Annotated in this window: 15 protein-coding genes; 1 reads left to right on the top strand and 14 read right to left on the bottom strand. The window is 52.3% G+C overall.

The features are described 5' to 3' along the window. Positions 1-64 precede the first annotated feature (64 nt). From DEU29_RS04535 to topA, 7 genes are all read right to left on the bottom strand, one after another. Positions 65-1,117 (bottom strand): type II secretion system F family protein, encoded by a 1,053-nt coding sequence (locus tag DEU29_RS04535; protein WP_133539071.1) that lies wholly within the window; start codon positions 1,115-1,117, stop codon positions 65-67. Then, positions 1,092-2,504, bottom strand: a complete 1,413-nt coding sequence (locus DEU29_RS04530) for an ATPase, T2SS/T4P/T4SS family (protein WP_133539070.1) — start codon at positions 2,502-2,504, stop codon at positions 1,092-1,094. Before DEU29_RS04530 ends, DEU29_RS04535 begins: the two co-directional genes overlap by 26 nt. Further along, complete coding sequence (locus DEU29_RS04525; RefSeq protein WP_133539069.1) at positions 2,497-2,928, bottom strand: hypothetical protein; 432 nt, start codon at positions 2,926-2,928, stop codon at positions 2,497-2,499. Before DEU29_RS04525 ends, DEU29_RS04530 begins: the two co-directional genes overlap by 8 nt. Then, complete coding sequence (locus DEU29_RS04520; RefSeq protein ID WP_133539068.1) at positions 2,925-4,043, bottom strand: hypothetical protein; 1,119 nt, start codon at positions 4,041-4,043, stop codon at positions 2,925-2,927. The genes DEU29_RS04525 and DEU29_RS04520 overlap by 4 nt, the downstream gene beginning before the upstream one ends. Continuing rightward, a complete protein-coding gene (locus tag DEU29_RS04515; protein ID WP_133539067.1) occupies positions 4,043-5,545 on the bottom strand; it encodes a hypothetical protein in 1,503 nt (500 codons plus the stop codon). Before DEU29_RS04515 ends, DEU29_RS04520 begins: the two co-directional genes overlap by 1 nt. A 5-nt stretch (positions 5,546-5,550) precedes the next feature. Beyond that, the gene (locus DEU29_RS04510; RefSeq protein ID WP_133539066.1) at positions 5,551-5,958 is read right to left on the bottom strand and encodes a hypothetical protein; all 408 of its coding nucleotides are present in this window, start codon (positions 5,956-5,958) and stop codon (positions 5,551-5,553) included. Positions 5,959-6,066: 108 nt separating this feature from the next. Further along, positions 6,067-8,685, bottom strand: coding sequence for a type I DNA topoisomerase (topA, locus tag DEU29_RS04505; protein ID WP_133539065.1), 2,619 nt, complete (start codon positions 8,683-8,685; stop codon positions 6,067-6,069). A gap of 294 nt (positions 8,686-8,979) precedes the next feature. Between topA and astB the strand changes: the two genes are divergently transcribed. Beyond that, the gene (gene astB / locus DEU29_RS04500) at positions 8,980-10,317 is read left to right on the top strand and encodes an N-succinylarginine dihydrolase (protein WP_133539198.1); all 1,338 of its coding nucleotides are present in this window, start codon (positions 8,980-8,982) and stop codon (positions 10,315-10,317) included. A gap of 152 nt (positions 10,318-10,469) precedes the next feature. Here astB and purF read toward each other — a convergent pair whose 3' ends face one another. The 7 genes from purF to DEU29_RS04465 all read right to left on the bottom strand — a co-directional run bounded on the left by purF (position 10,470) and on the right by DEU29_RS04465 (position 18,496). Beyond that, the gene (gene purF / locus DEU29_RS04495; protein ID WP_133539064.1) at positions 10,470-11,987 is read right to left on the bottom strand and encodes an amidophosphoribosyltransferase; all 1,518 of its coding nucleotides are present in this window, start codon (positions 11,985-11,987) and stop codon (positions 10,470-10,472) included. A gap of 14 nt (positions 11,988-12,001) precedes the next feature. Further along, a complete protein-coding gene (locus DEU29_RS04490; RefSeq protein WP_133539063.1) occupies positions 12,002-12,496 on the bottom strand; it encodes a CvpA family protein in 495 nt (164 codons plus the stop codon). Between the two features lie 66 nt (positions 12,497-12,562). Further along, complete coding sequence (locus DEU29_RS04485; RefSeq protein WP_133539062.1) at positions 12,563-13,129, bottom strand: SPOR domain-containing protein; 567 nt, start codon at positions 13,127-13,129, stop codon at positions 12,563-12,565. A gap of 2 nt (positions 13,130-13,131) precedes the next feature. Beyond that, positions 13,132-14,436, bottom strand: a complete 1,305-nt coding sequence (gene folC / locus DEU29_RS04480; protein ID WP_133539061.1) for a bifunctional tetrahydrofolate synthase/dihydrofolate synthase — start codon at positions 14,434-14,436, stop codon at positions 13,132-13,134. 12 nt (positions 14,437-14,448) lie between these two features. Continuing rightward, positions 14,449-15,339, bottom strand: a complete 891-nt coding sequence (accD, locus tag DEU29_RS04475; protein WP_133539060.1) for an acetyl-CoA carboxylase, carboxyltransferase subunit beta — start codon at positions 15,337-15,339, stop codon at positions 14,449-14,451. 94 nt (positions 15,340-15,433) lie between these two features. After that, positions 15,434-16,219, bottom strand: coding sequence for a tRNA pseudouridine(38-40) synthase TruA (truA, locus tag DEU29_RS04470; protein ID WP_133539059.1), 786 nt, complete (start codon positions 16,217-16,219; stop codon positions 15,434-15,436). A 12-nt stretch (positions 16,220-16,231) separates the two neighbouring features. After that, positions 16,232-18,496, bottom strand: coding sequence for a FimV/HubP family polar landmark protein (locus DEU29_RS04465; RefSeq protein WP_133539058.1), 2,265 nt, complete (start codon positions 18,494-18,496; stop codon positions 16,232-16,234). Between the last annotated feature and the right edge of the window lie 73 nt (positions 18,497-18,569).

Below are 18,569 nucleotides of genomic sequence, written 5' to 3'. Positions count from 1 at the left end.
AACTCTCCATGTTGATAAAAATAACGATTAAAACGTTTCCTGCGACCATTATTTAGCCTCACCGTCAGGCCATCAGTAACTGCTGCATAATTTGCCCTGCAGCCTGTATCAGTAGCATCAATAATCCGACAATAGCCAGGTACACCAAGCCCAGTAGTAACCGTTGCCGGCTCATAATTTCAGCACGTATCGCTTTGTCACTGCGCAGCGCGGTGCGCCACAAACCGTCTACGGCCTGCCCCAGCTGACTGCTATTGTGTAACCGAAACAACAGTTGTTTGGGCAATAGCCCCGTGCCCATCACCTCAGCCAGCTGCCTTTCGCCCCGCGCTAAATGCTGGCTCATGGTCTGCAAATGACAGCGGACGTAGGTATTTGCCAGCGGCTCCAGTTGTCGCAGGCCATCCTGTAAGCTCAAGCGATGACGTAACAACAGCGCCAGCATCTGCGTTACCCAGACGGCTCCCATTGCCCGCGTATACCCAAACATACCCAGTCGTTCCAGCCGTAACCGCCAGCGCCCGGTCCAGTGCTGGCCCAGCCAACGGTAAACAAGCCCGAGAGCAACCCCTGACAGTAGCCATAAAGCGCCCCAGTTAACCAATAGCGACGACAGCAAGCTCACCGCATTAACACTCCAATGCTCAACCGCGGCGGGACTGTATGCCAGCAGTCGCGGGAAGTAAGCCTGCCCGGCCACTGCCGTAGCAACTAATACCAGCAACAGCACAAACAGCGGGTAAACGCGCTGCTTCCACAAACTCATGACCAGCCGGTAGCGTCTGCGCTCAAAGGTTCTGAATTGCTGCAGCAATTCAGTTAAACAATCCTGTTGCTGCCCCAGCGTGAATACATCCAGCAACCCCGGATGTAACCAGCCCTTTAAGGCATCAGTCATCGGTAATCCGGCACGCAGGCAGTCGGCCAAACGTTGCGCCATCTGCTGTTCCGGAACCAAGTTGTAGTGTGTTGCACTTAACCGCATGGCTTCCGCTGCCTGTAACGGGCTACAGCCGTCATCAAGCCAGTGGCAATAATCTTCGACCCATTGCCACTGGCGATTTTTAGACCAGCTGAGCCGTCGCAACTGATTAACCGGCACAAGGACCCTGCGCACTGTACTGGTAAACTTGATTAGGTTCGTGCAGGCTGGCTAGTGCAGGATGTTGAGCGCGCCAGCGGTCAGCCATCGACTGCCAGCCTTGTTGCTGTAAATGTTCACGCCAGCCACTGTAATCCTCGCGTCGAAGATAGCGTCGCGCGGGATAATCTATCAGCACGTATTCTGCGATCAGTACACTGTCATCCTGTCGATGCACCAAATGTTGCGCGATAATGCCCTGCAATACGCCGCCGGCTATTAGCTCATTCACACTAACCCCAAGATTAGCCAGGCGTTGGATCGCGCCGATGCAATCATGCGCATGCAGGGTTGCCGTAACCACATGACCGGTCAGTGCCGCCATCACCGCCGCTTTGGCGGTTGCTGTATCGCGAATTTCGCTAATCGAAATGACATCGGGATCTTCACGCAGCGCTATTTTTATATGCTCAGCAAAACTGTCATGCTGACCATCGACCCAACGCTGCTCAACATCGTCCTGCACAATCTCTATGGGATCCTCCAGCGATATAATCTTCTTTGCCTCGCCAAACAGTCGATTGATTGCTGCCAGTGTGGTCGTTTTACCCTGTCCGGTAGCGCCAACAATCAAAATCAGCCCATGCCGTTGCTTTAACAGTTCGTCAATGCCCGCCCGAACATCAACCGGCATCGATAAGTCTTGCAGGTTTAAGGCCTGTTGCGGCAGCTCCGGAAGTAACCGCAAGGTTACCGAAAAACCATGATTAAGTGGTGACTTCTGCAATCGTAAACGGACTTGTTGCGCCGAGCGCTCGGTAGTCGCCGGTAGCTGTAACTCGATACTGGCACTATCGCTGCGTTGCTCGTTAAACACTTCGCGGTAGTCGTCACTGTAGGTATTAAGCGCAGCGGCAATAGACTCCAGCATGGCCTCGCGACTGCGGCACTGGGTGCCTACCAGGCGTCCTTTTACGCGAAATTTTATCCACGCCTGCACGTGGGTAAAACGCAGATGAATATCACTGGCTCCCATAGTCAGTGCCTCGCTGACTAGGTCGGTCAGGGTTTGCTGAGCCCGCGTAACGTCATTAACCAGCGCATTGTCGGCGCCCTTACCGGTGCCATTGGCGCGGTCGGCCTCGGTTAGCAACAGACGGATGTTGGCGGCACTCGAGTAAGCCACAACCACTGCGTTCTCGATACGCTCCTGCAACAGCTGTCGCACGTTATTCATTTCGGTGTTACCGCGGTGAGCAACCGCAGGAGAGCAAACCAACATACCTGACTCGGTCGCTAAAATGGCTAAATCCGAATCACCGCGCTGACGCCAACGCTCAGTCACTTCCAGACAATATTGCAGAATCGGTGACGGGATCACGCAGCCCTGCAACGCCTGGCTATCCATCAACGGTTCAGTCATTAGGCGAATCCTTATTGGTTTTTTGTAGTCGCCATTGCGGCTGTTCCCCGCCTAACCACTGCAACCGCATATGCGAAAAATTAACCTGACTGATAATTTGCAACGATGCACCAGCTTCCGGCTGCGATGCTGTTGTCGCAGTAGTGTTAGCAGGCGTGCTGTCCAGTTGGCGTAATTCTGCGTTCATATCGGCATAAGCCAGGCGCAAGCGCATCAGTTCGTTGTCGAGGCGTTGTTGCTGGATTTGCAGCTGTGTCTGCTGATGGTGCTGGTTCAATGCGGCTACGGCGGCATTATCATCGCGCCCGGACGTATCCACCGATGCTGTTGTTTGCGGCTGTACTTGCTGCGCTGCACTTAATAACGGCAACACCATAGATGATAGCAGCAGCAAAAGTAGTCGCTTAAAAGGATAGTTTTTCATGGCATCACCTTAGGTGGGTTAGTTAACGTTAAATTGCCATTCCAGCCTTGTTCAGACGGTATCAGGGAAAGCTTTTGTAAATGCAGTGGCACCGCCGCTAAGCGCTGGCTCAACTCACGCAGTTGCGGCAAAGACCAGTGTTGCCAGTTAAATTGCCACTGACTACCCAGCCTTTGAATTTTTAGGCCGGGCCGGTTTTCGGTCAGTAACGCTCGTAATAACGCATCGGAACGCCAGGGACTAAGCTGGTCTGCTGACGGTTGCTGCACCGTCGATATATCCTGCACCTGGCTGCGCGTGATCGGCTGTTGCTGATTCGCCCCGCTATTAATAACGTCAGTCTGTTGCATTGAATAGAGCGCTAACGGCGCATAGCCATGGTAACGCGTGGTTAGGTGCGTGCCCTTTAATTCCACTGACTGTAATTGCCAGGCTCCCTGCCAGCGCCGCATTGCCAGGTGTTCGACCTGTTCAAAAACCGCCGCCAACGGCAACCGCTGTCGTCCGCCTTTAGCGCCGGCATTGACCGCTTCAAGCTGAGCCTTGCTGTGTTCAGTGTCCACTGGCGCCAACATCCACCAGCCGCCGGCAGCTGCCGTTAGCAGCAATGCCAGAACCACCAGCCATTGCCATCGCCGACGCGGCTTTCGGTATAACGCCAGTTGCGGCAGTGACTCAAGTGCGACCAACCGCTGGCTGCGATCGTAATCAACGTCAACTGCGTCAGCCCATGGTTCCGGTAACGGCTCTACCCAGCCATGTTGTAAATATTGCTGCTCCTCGACACAGGCACCAGCCGAATTACATTCTGCAACACAATCGGTCAGCGATTGTTGGCACACCCGGTGCAGCCGCCCCTGCTGCCAAATAATCAGCAAGGGCCCATTGCCGTGTTTTACCAGGATCCAACATTGCGCCTGCGGCCGCACTTTTGCGGAAATACCCAATACCGCGTCAGCACAGGCGGCCATAGCCAATGACAGCCACCAGTTACCGGCAATAAAATAGAGCTGTGCATACCGATACCCCAGGCTTTTGGCTCGCTCCTGCACCGCTTTAACGGGTGGTCTTTTGACCCCCCAACATTCTCTGAATACACCAACAGCCGCCTGCATCAGCCTTCAACTCCAATCACGTGCGGTGTTAACAACAGTAGGGTTTCGCTATTACCCAGTGATTGTTTGACATCTCCGCCGGCCAGCCAGCTAAATAATCCCTTACGCTCGCCCGATTCGCTGCGGGCATGTTGCAATCCGGATAACAACAAAGTTTGTTGGTGACCGACCATGGCTTTCAAAAAGAAGGTTTTACGCGACGTGCGTGGCGTTTGAATTTGCTGTGCGCCGGAACTGACCATGTCGAGCCCGCGCAATGCGCTAAGACTGGAAGATAGCTGCAAAATAACTTGCTGTTGTTGAATTTTGGGCAACAAAAACAGTTCAAAACCGGTGGTCACTTTTCCCGGCAACAGTAATTGCTCGGTACCCACGTTAGGGGTGCTGGTGGAGCCCGCAGACGCCAGATAGGTGGTTTCGTCCTCAACCAGAATACGAGCCACCTGATTATTCAGTGTTAACACCCGCGGTTGATGACTGACTCGCACTTCGCCCTGTTGTTGCAAGGCATCGATCAGTATTTGCGAGCCGGCAAATCGTCCCGTGGTCTTTTGCAGACCCAGTGATAACACTGATTGCGCCGCAGACATCCCGGACGAGCTCAGCGCAGAAATCGGGCCCAGTTCCTGCATGTTGCGCATCAATTGCCAATCAATCGCGAACTGCTCGCTATCATTAAAGGTAACCTCAATCACCTGCACATCAATGGCTACCTGCCGGGTAAGTTGCCGGTTCAGATCGTCAATATAATCGGCGACGGTGGCGATGACGGTTGGGGTATCTTTGACCACTACAGAGGTCGAGCTTTGGCTGATAGCCAGTTCGCCGCGCTCTGATAACATTAACTGCAACGTTCGCTCCAGATCCTGCCACAGCGACAGTTGTTCTGAGGCAAAATTGAGATACTGATTACCCTGCTGAGAAACTGAATTTTGCTGCTGTGTGGACGGCAGTCGTGATGTATTGCCCTGATCGCCTAGCATAAAACGGGTATCGCCGGACAAAAACGAGACATCAAAACGTCGTACCTGCAACTGCTTAACCTCAACCCGGGCCGCGTGGGGTTCCACAAGTAACTGATTTGCGTTAGCGATCCATTCAAGCAACTGCCCTACGGTGCCCTTGTGGTCAGCGTAAACTAAGGTGTGAGTGTCGACTTCATCGGCAAAACTGACGCGCACATTCAGCGGGCTCAATATTTGATGCAATGCATCCTGCAGCGGCAATCCGCGCATATCAGCAGTTACCTGGCGACTATACCAGGCTGGTTTGGCCGCCAGTCGGGCATCCAGTTTCGGTACATAAAATTGTTCACTGACTACAACGGTATCAACCGGCTTAGGCAGCCTTTGATGCGGATACTGGTGGCTTAATTGCTGATGCTGCTGACGTTGCAGGGCATCCGCTTGCAACAGCAATTGTTGCGGGCTTTGCATACACCCGGTCAGCTGCATGCACAGTAGCAGCACCACAGGCAAACGCCGGAGGTTTAATAACAACATCGGTATTACAGCGTTCGATATCGAACAACAGCACTATGATTGGGGTGCATCACTAATTGCAGTTTGTAAGGCTGTAAAATGCGGCGCAGTAACTCAGCCCAGCTGTCAGCACTCACTTGGTGCTCGGTGGGCCATTGGTGATGCGGGGATGCCTGCCAGTCAAGCACTTTTATCGCCAGATGCTCTTTTAACAGACGTCTAATCTGCGGCTCTAACTGGCCCGGATAAAGCTCGGTAACAACAGCAGCTGACGGCGCCGGCAGGTTGGCTTCGCGCGGCAAGGCGCTGGCCACTGCCGGTTGGTTAAGTAATAGCGGCTGACAGGAAGAATTCCCGGTTGCTGCAGATGCAGCAACCGGGAGTGCCAACATAATGAAACAACCGAGCTGAGAGAGGGAAACGTGTTGCGACATTATTGGATCTCCTTATCCTGTTGACGTGTCGTCCTGACACTCCCAACTGTAGAAAGAAGATCCGTGACTGCCTAGTGGTTATAACCGACAACCGCTGTAAGCAATTGACTACTTACTATCAATCTCCCAGCGGCCATTTTTATAAAACGCTTTCCAGCCGGTTTGCTTTTTATTCACCTCGGTAACAACGTACTGCTCTTTAGTTTTACGCGAAAACCGCACAATTGCTTCGTTACCATCATCATCCTGCTGCGGTGCCTCTGCCAGGTATTTAAACTTAGCCGGCAGGCGATCTTTAAAGCGCGCTAGTTCCTTGACCGTGACCGCACGTGTTTCGCGCGATTTAGGGAAGGTATTGGCCGACAGGAAAATACCCGACGCACCATCACGCAACACAAAGTATGCGTCAGAATTTTCGCAGGGTAACTCCGGTAACGGTACCGGATCTTCTTTCGGTGGCGCCGGCTCGCCGTTGCGCAATAACTTACGGGTATTTTTACAGTCTTCGTTAGTACAACCAAAGTATTTGCCAAAACGTCCGGATTTAAGCTGCATTTCCGAGCCGCATTTATCGCACTCGATAGTCGGGCCGTCATAGCCTTTAATCCGAAACTCGCCCTGCTCGACTAAATGACCGTCACAGGTCGGATTATTACCGCACACATGCAGTTTACGTTTTTCGTCAATGAGGTAACTGTCCATCGCCGTACCGCACTTAGGACAGCGTTTTTTAGCGCGCAGCGCCTCGGTTTCTGCTTCGTCATCGTCAGAAACTTTAATCGCGTCCTCACCCGGCACCAGGTTCAGCGTCTGAGTACAGCGCTCTTTCGGCGGTAAGTTGTACCCGGAGCAACCTAAGAACACACCTGTAGAGGCCGTTCTTATGCCCATTTTGCGGCCACATTTAGGGCAGTCAATGTCAGTCAGAACGGGTGGATTGCCGCGCATACCACCGGCAGTGGGTTCCATTTCGGCTTTTTCCAGCCGCTCTTTAAAGTCCTCGTAGAACTTATCCAGCGTCTGCTTCCAGTCACGCTCACCGGCGGCGATATCATCCAGCGCCTGTTCCATCTCGGCAGTAAAGTTGTAATTCATCAAGTCGGTAAAATTCTCGAGCAACCGATCGTTGACGATTTCGCCCATTTTTTCGGCATAAAAACGACGGCTTTCGACCTTCACGTAACCGCGATCCTGAATGGTCGAAATAATCGACGCATAGGTTGACGGTCGGCCAATGCCCCGCTTTTCTAACTCTTTAACCAGCGACGCTTCGCTGTACCGTGCCGGCGGCTTGGTAAAGTGCTGCTGCGGATCCAGCTTTTGCAAATCCAGTACATCGCCTTTATTCACGTCCGGCAAAATTTGGTCGCCGTCTTTTTTGCTGCCTGACGGCGGCATAACCTTAGTCCAACCGGCAAACTTCATTACCCGGCCACGGGCTTTTAATTCAAAATTACCGGCCTGCGCGGTTAACGTGGTGCTGGTGTATTTAGCCGGCACCATTTGGCACGCCACAAACTGCCGCCAAATCAATTCATATAAACGTTGCGCGTCGCGCTCCATCTGTTTCAGCTGGTCGGCTTTGACCTTAACATCGGACGGTCGGATCGCCTCGTGCGCTTCCTGCGCGCCCTCTTTCGAGCCATAGCGATTAGGCTGTTCGGGCAAATAATTCTTACCAAACTCTTTTTCTACCAAGGCACGACAAGCGCTGACAGCGTCGACACTCAAGTTAGTCGAGTCAGTACGCATATAAGTAATATGACCGGCCTCATACAACCGCTGTGCCAGGGTCATGGTCTTTTTAACCCCAAACCCAAGCCGGGTACTGGCTGCCTGCTGCAGGGTAGAGGTTATAAAAGGTGCTGACGGCTTACTGCTGGTCGGTTTATCTTCGCGGGCAACAACCTGATAGTCAGCGCCTTTTAACTGATCCAGCGTCTGCTGTGTTTGTTGCTCATTGGCCGGACGAAAATTATTGCCATTTTCTTTGGCCACCTGCATCCGCAATGCGTCAGACGATGGCGTGGTTAAATCAGCAAATACGTCCCAGTACTCTTCCGGCACAAAGGCTTTAATTTCGCGCTCTCGCTCTACTACCAGGCGCACCGCAACGGACTGTACCCGCCCGGCCGATAAGCCACGAGCGATTTTCTTCCACAATAGCGGCGACACCATAAAGCCCACCACACGGTCCAGAAAACGGCGGGTTTGCTGCGCATTAACGCGGGCCGTGTTGAGCTCTGCCGGATGCTTAAAAGCTTCCTGTATGGCCGACTTAGTAATTTCGTTAAACACCACGCGTTTGTAGCGTTGGTCATCACCACCAATAAGTTCTTTTAAATGCCAGGCAATCGCTTCCCCTTCGCGGTCCAAATCCGTCGCCAGAATAATCGCATCGGATTTTTTTGCTAATTGCTGCAGTTCTTTAACGACCTTTTCTTTGCCCGGCAGTACTTCGTAGTGGGCTTCCCAATTGTGCTCAGGATCAATACCCATACGTGCTATCAGACGCTTATAGTCGCGCTGCTTTTGGTAACGTTCTTTTTCTTCCGGCTCCATTTTGCGGATTTCCGCCGCCGGTTTAGTCGGCACTTTCTCTACTGCTTTGGTTGGCAGGTCACGCACGTGCCCCACACTCGACTTAACTACAAAGTCGTTACCCAGATACTTGTTAATCGTTTTTGCTTTTGCCGGGGACTCGACAATAACGAGCGATTTAGCCATAGACGTTAGCTTCTCTTAATGATGATTGACCGACGATATAAGTATTCGATAGCACAATTGCAAGTGCTAAGCGGCCGGCATTTCCTTTTTTTAGGTATATCGGTAATTGCCAACAGAAACAACCGTTGTCGATGAATTTGATAAAAATTCGCACAAAGAACATAAACAATCAGTTCCTGACCGCTTTGCCAAAAGCCCCAAAATTAAAGGCTTACAAGCGCATTAATACAACGTATAATGGCGTTAAATCGATCCATTCGACGCACTAATTTACAGGAGCGCCTGAACGTGACCATGCAACATTTTGAAGTTAACTACGACGGCCTGGTTGGCCCTACCCATAATTATGCCGGCTTATCGTTCGGCAATGTGGCCTCGCTGGCGAATGCAAAATCGTCGTCCAGTCCCAAAGATGCTGCGCTTCAGGGTTTGGCTAAAATGAAGGCGTTACACGACATGGGCATGAAACAAGGCGTTCTGGCACCACAAGAACGCCCCGATGTTTATGCGCTGCGTCGGGTAGGATTTTCCGGTACCGATGCCGAGGTGCTGTACAAAGCAGCGACCCAGGCACCCGCTATTTTCCAGGCGGTCTGTTCAGCATCAAGTATGTGGACAGCCAATGCAGCAACGGTATCACCCAGCGCTGACACAGCGAATGGCAAGGTTCACTTTACCCCGGCTAACTTGACCAACAAGTTTCACCGTTCGCTGGAGCCGGAAACCAGCGGTCGTATATTGCAGGGCATGTTCGCCAACGAGCGTTACTTTGAGCACCACACCCACTTGCCGGACAACGAACACTTTGGCGACGAAGGCGCTGCTAACCACACCCGCCTGTGCCGTGAGTATGGTCATGCCGGGGTCGAGGTGTTTGTTTATGGCCGCCATGCGTTTGATTCGTCAAAGCCGGCGCCGACTCGCTACCCTGCGCGGCAGACACTGGAAGCCAGCGAAGCTATCGCGCGCCTGCACGGACTGGACGAAGGCAACACCGTTTATATTCAGCAAAACCCTGACGTTATTGATCAGGGCGTATTCCATAATGACGTTATCGCTGTGGGCAATCAAAACGTGCTGTTTTACCATGAGCAGGCGTTTGCCGATACCGAAGCGAAGCTGGCCGAAATCCAGCAAAAATTCGGCGACAGTGAATTACACTTTATTAAGGTAGGTACGGACCAGGTCAGCGTGCAGGACGCTGTTAGTACTTACTTATTTAACACCCAGTTGATCACCCCGCCAGACGGTAAGATGACCATTATCGCACCGACAGAGTGCCAGGAAAACGAGCGCGTGAAGGCTTATCTTGATTCACTGGTTGCCAGCGGTGGACCAATCCAGCGGGTTGAGTTTTTTGACGTAAAACAAAGCATGCGCAACGGCGGTGGCCCGGCGTGTCTGCGCTTACGTGTGGCGTTAAACGACGAAGAGCTGGATGCGGCCAACCAACATTGTTTAATGTCTGACGAGCTGTTTGCGCGCTTAAATAAGTGGGTTAACAAGCATTACCGTGACGAACTGGCGGTCGATGATTTACGCGATCCGGCGTTACTGGAAGAGTCGCGCACTGCGTTGGACGAACTAACTCAAATCCTCAAAATAGGCTCGGTCTACGCGTTCCAACGCTAGACGCCACCTGCGGTGGCTTGCAGCAAGGCGCGAAGCGCCGCCAAGCAAGGCACCGCGGAGCGGGTGCCGCCCAGCAAAGCGCGGCGAAGCCCGCGCTGCCTGGCAAGCGGGCGTATGCCCGCGCCTAGCGTGCCGCCGCAGGCGGCACTTAGTTAATCGTTGTCGTTGTGGAGTTCGAGGTTGGCGTCTTCGCTGCTGGCATTTGCCGCTTTCGCCGTATCATTACGGGCAGCATCTAATTGATCCAGATATTCCTGGCTAATATCGCCGGTTACGTATTCACCATTGAATACCGAAGTTTCGAAGCGCTGAATGCTTGGGTTTTGTTGCCCTACCGCAGCCACTAAGTCTTCAAGTTCCTGGTAAATCAAACCATCCGCCTTGATCATATCGCAGATTTCCATCGATTCACGGCCATGACCAATCAACTCGTTCGCACTTGGCATATCGATGCCGTACACATTCGGGAAGCGAATTTCCGGCGCCGCTGAGGCAAAGTAGACTTTCTTCGCACCAGCTTCACGGGCCATCTCAATAATTTGCTCTGAGGTGGTGCCGCGCACAATCGAATCGTCGACCAACAGCACGTTTTTATCCTTAAATTCAGCACTAATCGCATTGAGCTTGCGACGCACCGATTTACGCCGTTGCGTTTGTCCCGGCATGATAAAGGTACGACCGATGTAACGGTTCTTAACAAAGCCCTGACGATAAGGTAAGTCCAGCTCACTGGCTATTTCCAGCGCGATATCGTTACTGGTTTCGGGAATCGGAATCACCACGTCTATGTCGAGATCGGCATAGTCGCGTTTAATCTTCTCGCCCAGCTTGCGGCCCATATTAACCCGCGACGCATAAACCGAAATACCGTCAATAAACGAGTCCGGACGGGCAAAATAAACATACTCAAAAATACACGGACAATGTTTTGGCTTGTCGGCGCATTGACGCGAATAAAGCTTGCCGTCGTTAGTAATATAAATGGCTTCGCCGGGTTCGACATCACGTACGTATTTGAAACCCGTACCATCAATAGCAACACTTTCTGAGGCGACAATATATTCCTCGCCGTCAGCAGTTTCGCGTTTACCCAATGCCAGCGGGCGAATACCCCAGGGGTCACGAAAGGCCACTAAACCATGCCCGATAATCATCGCAACAACGGCATAAGCACCGCGAATTTTGCGGTGTACCGCGGTAATGGTACGGAAAATATCGTCGTCATTAAGGCGCAGACTATCGTTTTTATCCAACTCGTTAGCAAATACATTAAGTAAGATTTCAGAGTCTGAGGTGGTATTAATATGGCGACGGGCGGTTTTGAATAAGTGGTTATGAACATCACCGGCGTTGGTTAAATTACCATTGTGCGCCATGGCGATTCCAAACGGTGAATTCACATAAAATGGCTGCGCCTCAGCGGAGCTCGAACTACCTGCCGTCGGATAGCGGACATGGCCAATACCAACGGTACCGGCTAAACGGTGCATGTGACGCGTATGAAACACATCACGTACCAAGCCATTGGCTTTGCGCAGACGCAGCGTCTGGTGTTCATCCACCGTCATAATGCCGGCGGCATCCTGACCCCGGTGCTGAAGCATAGTTAACCCATCATACAACGCCTGGTTAACGGGCTGCTTGCCTACGATACCAACAATACCACACATAAAAAGATAACCTCTTAAACCGGTTTCGGGACAATAAAACTCGAGCTGGTTTCCAGATATTCAAAAAACCACTGAATGAAAACGCCAAAATGGGGAATGAGCACCGAGTCGTGCCACCACTGGCTATCGGACAGACCGGTAAAAGAATCCATGAAAAATAGTAACGCACTAACAATTAGAATTCCGCGCAGCGCGCCAAATACTAGTCCCAGCACGCGATCTGTCCCTGACAATCCGGTGGTCTGTACCAATTTTGATAAAATATAGTTAATGATGGCGCCCAGGATTAAGGTCACCACAAAGAGCGCGGCAATCGCCGCCGCATTGCGGAGCATTTGATCCTGAATTTGGGTAAAATAAACGGCAAGATCCTGGTAGAACTGACTGGCAATAAAAAATGCAGCTACCCAGACGGCAAGTGAAACCGCTTCTTTTACAAAGCCGCGGATCAAACTCACCAACGTTGATATGGCAATAATGCCAAGAATGACGAAATCTATCCAGAGCATAAGCACTCGTTAGCCCATCAAAAGTGGGCGAATTTTAACAGAAAAACAGCGCCGATGTGGCTTTTTTTACGACGGATTATAAGTTAAAACCTTACCACTCAGTCCGGTCAGTTCTTTCAATATCGGCAACTGCTTTTCTAGTTCGGCTTTGGAGGTATCCGGGCCTACCATCAACTTGGTCAGGTTACCGGAACGCTGCGCATAAGCAGCAAACCCTTTTTGTTTAAGCTGTTGCACTATTTTTTCGACACTGCCGGCCTGGCTAAACGCGCCTAGCTGGATTACATAGGCATCGCCGTCCGCAGCGAACTCCTGCGGTTCACGAGGTGGCGCCTGTAACGACTCGGCCTGCACTTTGTCGGCTGCAATCGGCTGCGCTTCGGTAGCGTCAGCTGTGTCGCTGGTTGCCGCCTCATCGCCGCTTTGCGATTGCTGTTGTAACTGTTGTTTAGTTGCCTCAGGCAACGGCTGTGGTTGCTGCAAACTGGCTTGTTGCTCAGGCTGCAAAGGAATGGTTTCGAACTGCTCCACCGTTTCGGCCTTTTCGCCGTCTAACACGTCCGGCAGAATGATGACTGCCAGAGCCACTAAGATGATGGTTCCAACCAAGCGATTTTGAAGAGGGCTGGCCACACTTAGCTCCTTATTTGCTGGTTAATTCTGCCGACAGTGTAAAACGAGCCAAATACGAACACCAGCGGCTTTTCGATTTGTATTGCCTGAGCATCCGCAAGCGCCTGTTCAAAGGCCGCCTCGACACTATCAAACTCACCCGTTGGTTCGATATAAAGCGGCGTTAGTCCGGCTTTTAGCTGCACCGCCGTATTCCCCCTGGGCTCATTCAAGGACCCCAGGTACCAACGCGATACGCAACCAGCCAGGGCCTTAAACACGCCGCCATGGTCTTTGTCTTTGAGCATTCCCACCACCGCGTAAACCGGACGATTTTTAAACCGTTTGGGAATTTCTTCAGCCAGATATTCCGCGGCCTGCGGGTTATGCCCCACATCTAACAGTAGCTCGCAATCGCGATACAGCAGCTGCTGCATACGGCCGCTCAGTTGCGCCTCGCTAAGACCCTGCGCAATGGCGTCAGCGCTAACCGCTAAGGGTAAACATTCCAGCGCAGCCAGGCTGGTTGCCGCATTTTGCAATGGCAGTTGCGGTAACGGCAGGTTCATCAAATTCGAGTCAATGCCCCGATAATGCCAGCCCGCAGCATGTTCGCTAAAGCTAAACTGGCGACCTCGTTGCATCAGTCGCGCACCGATATCACGGGCGTGGCCGGCGATGCTTTTAGGCGGATTAGGATCACCGCAAATCAGGGGTTTATCGGCGCGCGCAATACCGGCCTTTTCATAACCAATATGTTCACGGTTATCGCCCAGGAAAGCGACGTGATCGATGCCAATACGGGTGACTACAGCGACATCCGCATCAACAATATTGACCGCATCCAGGCGCCCACCCAGGCCGACTTCTAAAATGGCGACGTCGAGGGGCTGCTGTTGCATCAGATAAAAGGCTGCCAGGGTGCCGAATTCGAAGTAGGTTAACGAAGTTTCGCCACGAGCTTGTTCGACCGCATTAAAGGCGCCCACGTGAGCCTGCTCAGACAACATTTGGCCATTAACAAGCACCCGCTCGCGGTAATCAGTCATGTGCGGCGACGAATAAACGCCGACGTTATAGCCGGCTCGTTGCAGAATTGTCGACAGATAACAAACCGTGGAGCCTTTGCCGTTGGTGCCGGCTACCGTTATAACAAAACGCGCCGGCTTGCGTCCCTGGCGCAGATTGGCATCGACTTTGCCCAGCCGTTGCAGGCCTAAATCAATCTCGCTGCTATGCAACTGCTCAAGATAGCTAAGCCAATCAGCAAGCGCCGAGTCGAGACCCGGCGCTTGTGGTGGTGTTCCTAAGTCCTTCCCTGCTGTCATAGCCGTTTCCGTTTATGCTTCAACTAACGGCTGGTCCGACTCATCACCCGCAGCCGGTGAGGGTAAATTCATCATCTTCGCCAACAGTCGGGCAATGGTCGCACGCATCTGACGGCGATCAAGGATCATATCAATCGCCCCGTGCTCCAGCAGAAACTCTGCCCGCTGGAACCCTTCCGGCAATGTCTGACGCACAGTCTGTTCGATTACCCGAGGTCCGGCGAAACCAATTAACGCTTTCGGTTCAGCAATATTAACGTCGCCTAACATCGCCAAACTGGCCGACACACCACCCATGGTTGGATCGGTCAACACCGAAAAATAAGGCAGGCCCTCTTCACTCATGCGAGCCAACGCTGCCGAAGTTTTTGCCATCTGCATCAATGACATCAGCGCTTCCTGCATACGCGCGCCACCGGATGCCGAAAAACATACCAGTGGCAGACGGTGAGCCAGACACTCTTCCACGGCTTTGACAAATTTTGCCCCAACCACGGAAGCCATCGAGCCGCCCATAAAGTTAAAGTCAAACGCAACCGCTACTACCGGCACACCTTGCACCGTGCCGCGCTGCGCAATCAGTGCGTCTTTTTCGCCACTGCTTTTTTGCGCCGCAGCAATACGGTCTTTGTACTTTTTCGAGTCTTTAAACTTAAGGATATCTTTGGGTTCTAACTCGGCCGCAATCTCGCTAACACCTTGTTCGTCTAAAAATAGCGCTAAGCGTTCGCGACCGGTTAAACGCATGTGGTGATCACACTTCGGACACACGCTTAAGTTACGATCTAAATCATTGCGATAAATAATCGCGTCACATGCCGTACATTTGCTCCAAACGCCCTCAGGAACGTTTTTACGCTTATTTGATTTTGGTTTGGCAAGAATTCGTTCAATCCAGCTCATATCGGTCTGCTTCTTACACTCGGTGTATTAATTGTCGGATAGCTTACATGGTAGCACAACTGGGTCAAGCAAAGAGGTCATTCCACAAATCGTATTACTCAACAAACCACAGTGGTCCCGGTTCAGGTTGCGGAATATTGCACGACTCGGGGTAATCGACAGCCACTAGATACAAACCGCCCGGTTTGGCCGTCGCTGCCGCTTGAGTGCGGTCACGACAGGCTAACAGCTCGCCTAGCCATTCAGGTGGCTGCTGATGTCGACCTATCACAATCAGACTGCCGACAATGTTACGTACCATGTGATGCAAAAATGCGTTGGCTTTAATATCAACGATAATAAACTCGCCGCGGCGGCTCACTTGCAGGTGGGTGACCTGACGATGCGCTGACTTAGACTGGCATTGCGCGGCCCGGAAGCTACTAAAATCATGCTCACCGAGCAACGCGGGCGTCGCCGCCTGCATGGCTTGTTCGTCTAACGGATGGTGATAGTGGCTCACGCCATGGCTGTGAATGCCGGGGCGTAAACGGGTATTGGCGATAATATAACGATAGCGTCGTGCCGTTGCGCTAAAGCGTGCACTAAAATCATCAGCTACCGGCTGCGCCCAGCGCACCGCAATATCGGCGGGTAAATTACTATTGATGCCAAGCGTCCAGGCGGCTGCCCGGCGCGGCTGCGATACATCAAAATGAACAACTTGGTTGGTGGCATGCACGCCGGCATCGGTGCGGCCGGCACAAACGGTCTCGATTGGCTCGTCAGCAACCTTACTGAGCGCCGCCTCTAATCGCTGTTGTACTGAGTCAACGTGCTGTTGTCGTTGCCAGCCGTAATAACGACTGCCGTCATATTCAAGGCCTAAAGCCATACGCATAAATCAACTTCCTTAACTGCTAATGCGTGACAACAAGGCCTTGGCGTCGGCTGACAGTGACTCATCCTCACCATCGATCAACTGCTGTAATATCTCTTTGGCTTCGTCTTCTTCACCCATATCGATGTAAGCACGTGCCAAATCGAGCTGTGCTGAGGCTTCTTCATCGACGTTGTCATCAGTGCTGTCGTCGCCGAGGTTATCAAGTTCCTCGTCATTAAGAAGATCTTCAACCGCTGAAGCCTGGTAGTTGTCCTGCTCTTCGCCATCACCCTCGGCATCTTCCATCAACTTATCGATATCGACATAACCGCCGTCTTCGTCGTCTTCAGCTTCCGATGGCTGTTGCTCTTCAGCATCTGTACTTCCGGCTTCAGTTCTTTCGGCGTCAGCATCTTCGGCGTCGGCATCTTTTTCATCAGTACCGAAGAAATCATCCAGTTCGTCGTCAGCTTGGTCTTCGGCCTGTGCCAGGGCTTCGTCATCTTCAGGCAACTCTTCTTCAATCTCATCCAGTTCCGATAGTTCGGACTCGAGCTCTTCAGATTCGCGTAATAGACTGTCCAGATCCTGCTCATCAGTCGCTGTGTCGTCTTCTTCATCGCCCTCCTGGACGCCTAATTGTGCCAGTGCCTCCTCGGCATCGTCGGGATCTTCAAAAGCATCGTCCTGCTCATCCTCGTCTTCAGCGGTGGTCGCCTCAGTTTCGGGTTGTGGCTCGGACTCTGGCTCTGGTTCTTGCTCCGATTCTGGTTCAGGCTCTGGTTCTGATTCGGGCTCGGGTTCGGGTTCTGATTCAGGTTCAGCGTCTTGCTCAGTATCGAGCTCGGGTTCGGGTTCGGCTTCAGAAACTAACGCATCATCGTCTGGTTGAGCGTCATCCTCGTCATCATCGAGCGATAGATCTAATGCCGGCTCGTCATCGTCATCACTTTCAGCAAATAACCGGTCGAGTTCTTCCTGCGACAATTCGCTGTCGCCCTCCTCCTCGTCATCAGCCGGTTGCTGCGGTTCTGCCGCTGGTTCCGGTTCCGGTTCCGGTTCCGACTCCGACGTCAACTCATCATCATCCGGCAACAGGCTGGCATCATCTTCGTCCAGTTCATCGTCGCCGGCATCGTTATCTTCTTCGTCATCGAGTCGAATGCTAAAATCGTCATCATCGTCGGCCTGCCCGGTTTGCGTTAATTCGGCTTCCAACGCGCTCAAGTCATCGCCCAAATCATCATCGTCTTCATGACCCACGTCACCGTCCAAATCAAACAAGCCATCGTCGTCGCTATCCTGGCCTCCTTCCATCAGCTCCCGGTCCAGCGCTTTAGATGCTTCCTCGTCATTCAGCTCAGTGTTCTTTTGGGTCGCCGACGGCGTGTCATCATCAGCAGTGGACTTGCGGCGGAAGAACAATAGGTATAAGGCTACAATGATCAATAAAGCCGGCAGAATAGCCAATAACGCTAAATTAAGCGGATTTTTTAACCAGTCTAAAAATCCCGAGCTTCGCTGTTGTTGCTCTTGCTGCTGCATTGCCATCAGTTGTTGCTGTTGTTGCAACAACTGATCAAATTGCTGTTCCAGTTCACCTGTTTGCTGTAATCCGGCAGATAACTCTTCGATGCGGTCGGCCAGCGCATCCAGACGCTGCTGAATTTGTTCGTTCTCGTCGTAAACACGCTGCAGCGCCTGCATTGACTCGTTAACTTCGCTCTGCAACTGACTAAAACTTTGCTGCTGTTGCTGTCCAACCTGCTCAATAACCTGTTCTGCACGCTCGCGGGCCTGTTCCAACAACTGTTGCTGTTGTTCACGCGTGTTTTCGGTTTGCTGCTGTGCCTGCGACAAGCGCTGTTGCTGAGATTCTAACTGTTGATCGGCTAACACCCGGCGACGTGCGGTTTCCGGGTTAATCATCTGAATTTCCTGCAGGCTCGGAATGCGTAAATAAAAGCCATCCAGCATGCGGTTAATATTGCCATCGACAAAGGCGCGCGGGTTCGCCTGTGCAATGGCGATCATGGTCTGGTATTGAGTAACACTGGAGTGTGGACGGTACTCGCTGGCAATCGCCCATAGCGTATCAGCCGAGGTTATCGGGCCGTAACGCTCCTGCCCTTCGCGTACATCCGTCGCTTCGGAGCCTTTCTCGCCCTTAATGATGACACCATCATCCTGTGCCAAAGCCGGAGCCGTTAAGCCCGCCAGGCTCAACACTAAAGCGGCAACACCAAGATAGTAATGTAAGGGTCGATCTGTGCGTCCGATAGTGGTTTTTTTCATCCTTTAATCTCTGCCCGCGCTTTACTGTTATTATTAACGGCGTACGTTATAAAAACTTTATGACATAAGCGCC

This window comes from Idiomarina aquatica (assembly GCF_004362895.1).
Lineage (GTDB): Bacteria > Pseudomonadota > Gammaproteobacteria > Enterobacterales > Alteromonadaceae > Idiomarina.
This window is presented reverse-complemented; position numbering and strand designations above follow the sequence as displayed.

Excerpts from the sequence above, each read along its gene's own strand:
- DEU29_RS04530 (WP_133539070.1), bottom strand. The coding sequence starts at position 2,504 with ATGACTGAACCGTTGATGGATAGCCAGGCGTTGCAGGGCTGCGTGATC.
- DEU29_RS04525 (WP_133539069.1), bottom strand. The coding sequence starts at position 2,928 with ATGAAAAACTATCCTTTTAAGCGACTACTTTTGCTGCTGCTATCATCT.
- DEU29_RS04520 (WP_133539068.1), bottom strand. The coding sequence starts at position 4,043 with ATGCAGGCGGCTGTTGGTGTATTCAGAGAATGTTGGGGGGTCAAAAGA.
- DEU29_RS04515 (WP_133539067.1), bottom strand. The coding sequence starts at position 5,545 with ATGTTGTTATTAAACCTCCGGCGTTTGCCTGTGGTGCTGCTACTGTGC.
- DEU29_RS04510 (WP_133539066.1), bottom strand. The coding sequence starts at position 5,958 with ATGTCGCAACACGTTTCCCTCTCTCAGCTCGGTTGTTTCATTATGTTG.
- topA (WP_133539065.1), bottom strand. The coding sequence starts at position 8,685 with ATGGCTAAATCGCTCGTTATTGTCGAGTCCCCGGCAAAAGCAAAAACG.
- astB (WP_133539198.1), top strand. The coding sequence starts at position 8,980 with ATGCAACATTTTGAAGTTAACTACGACGGCCTGGTTGGCCCTACCCAT.
- purF (WP_133539064.1), bottom strand. The coding sequence starts at position 11,987 with ATGTGTGGTATTGTTGGTATCGTAGGCAAGCAGCCCGTTAACCAGGCG.
- DEU29_RS04490 (WP_133539063.1), bottom strand. The coding sequence starts at position 12,496 with ATGCTCTGGATAGATTTCGTCATTCTTGGCATTATTGCCATATCAACG.
- folC (WP_133539061.1), bottom strand. The coding sequence starts at position 14,436 with ATGACAGCAGGGAAGGACTTAGGAACACCACCACAAGCGCCGGGTCTC.
- accD (WP_133539060.1), bottom strand. The coding sequence starts at position 15,339 with ATGAGCTGGATTGAACGAATTCTTGCCAAACCAAAATCAAATAAGCGT.
- truA (WP_133539059.1), bottom strand. The coding sequence starts at position 16,219 with ATGCGTATGGCTTTAGGCCTTGAATATGACGGCAGTCGTTATTACGGC.
- DEU29_RS04465 (WP_133539058.1), bottom strand. The coding sequence starts at position 18,496 with ATGAAAAAAACCACTATCGGACGCACAGATCGACCCTTACATTACTAT.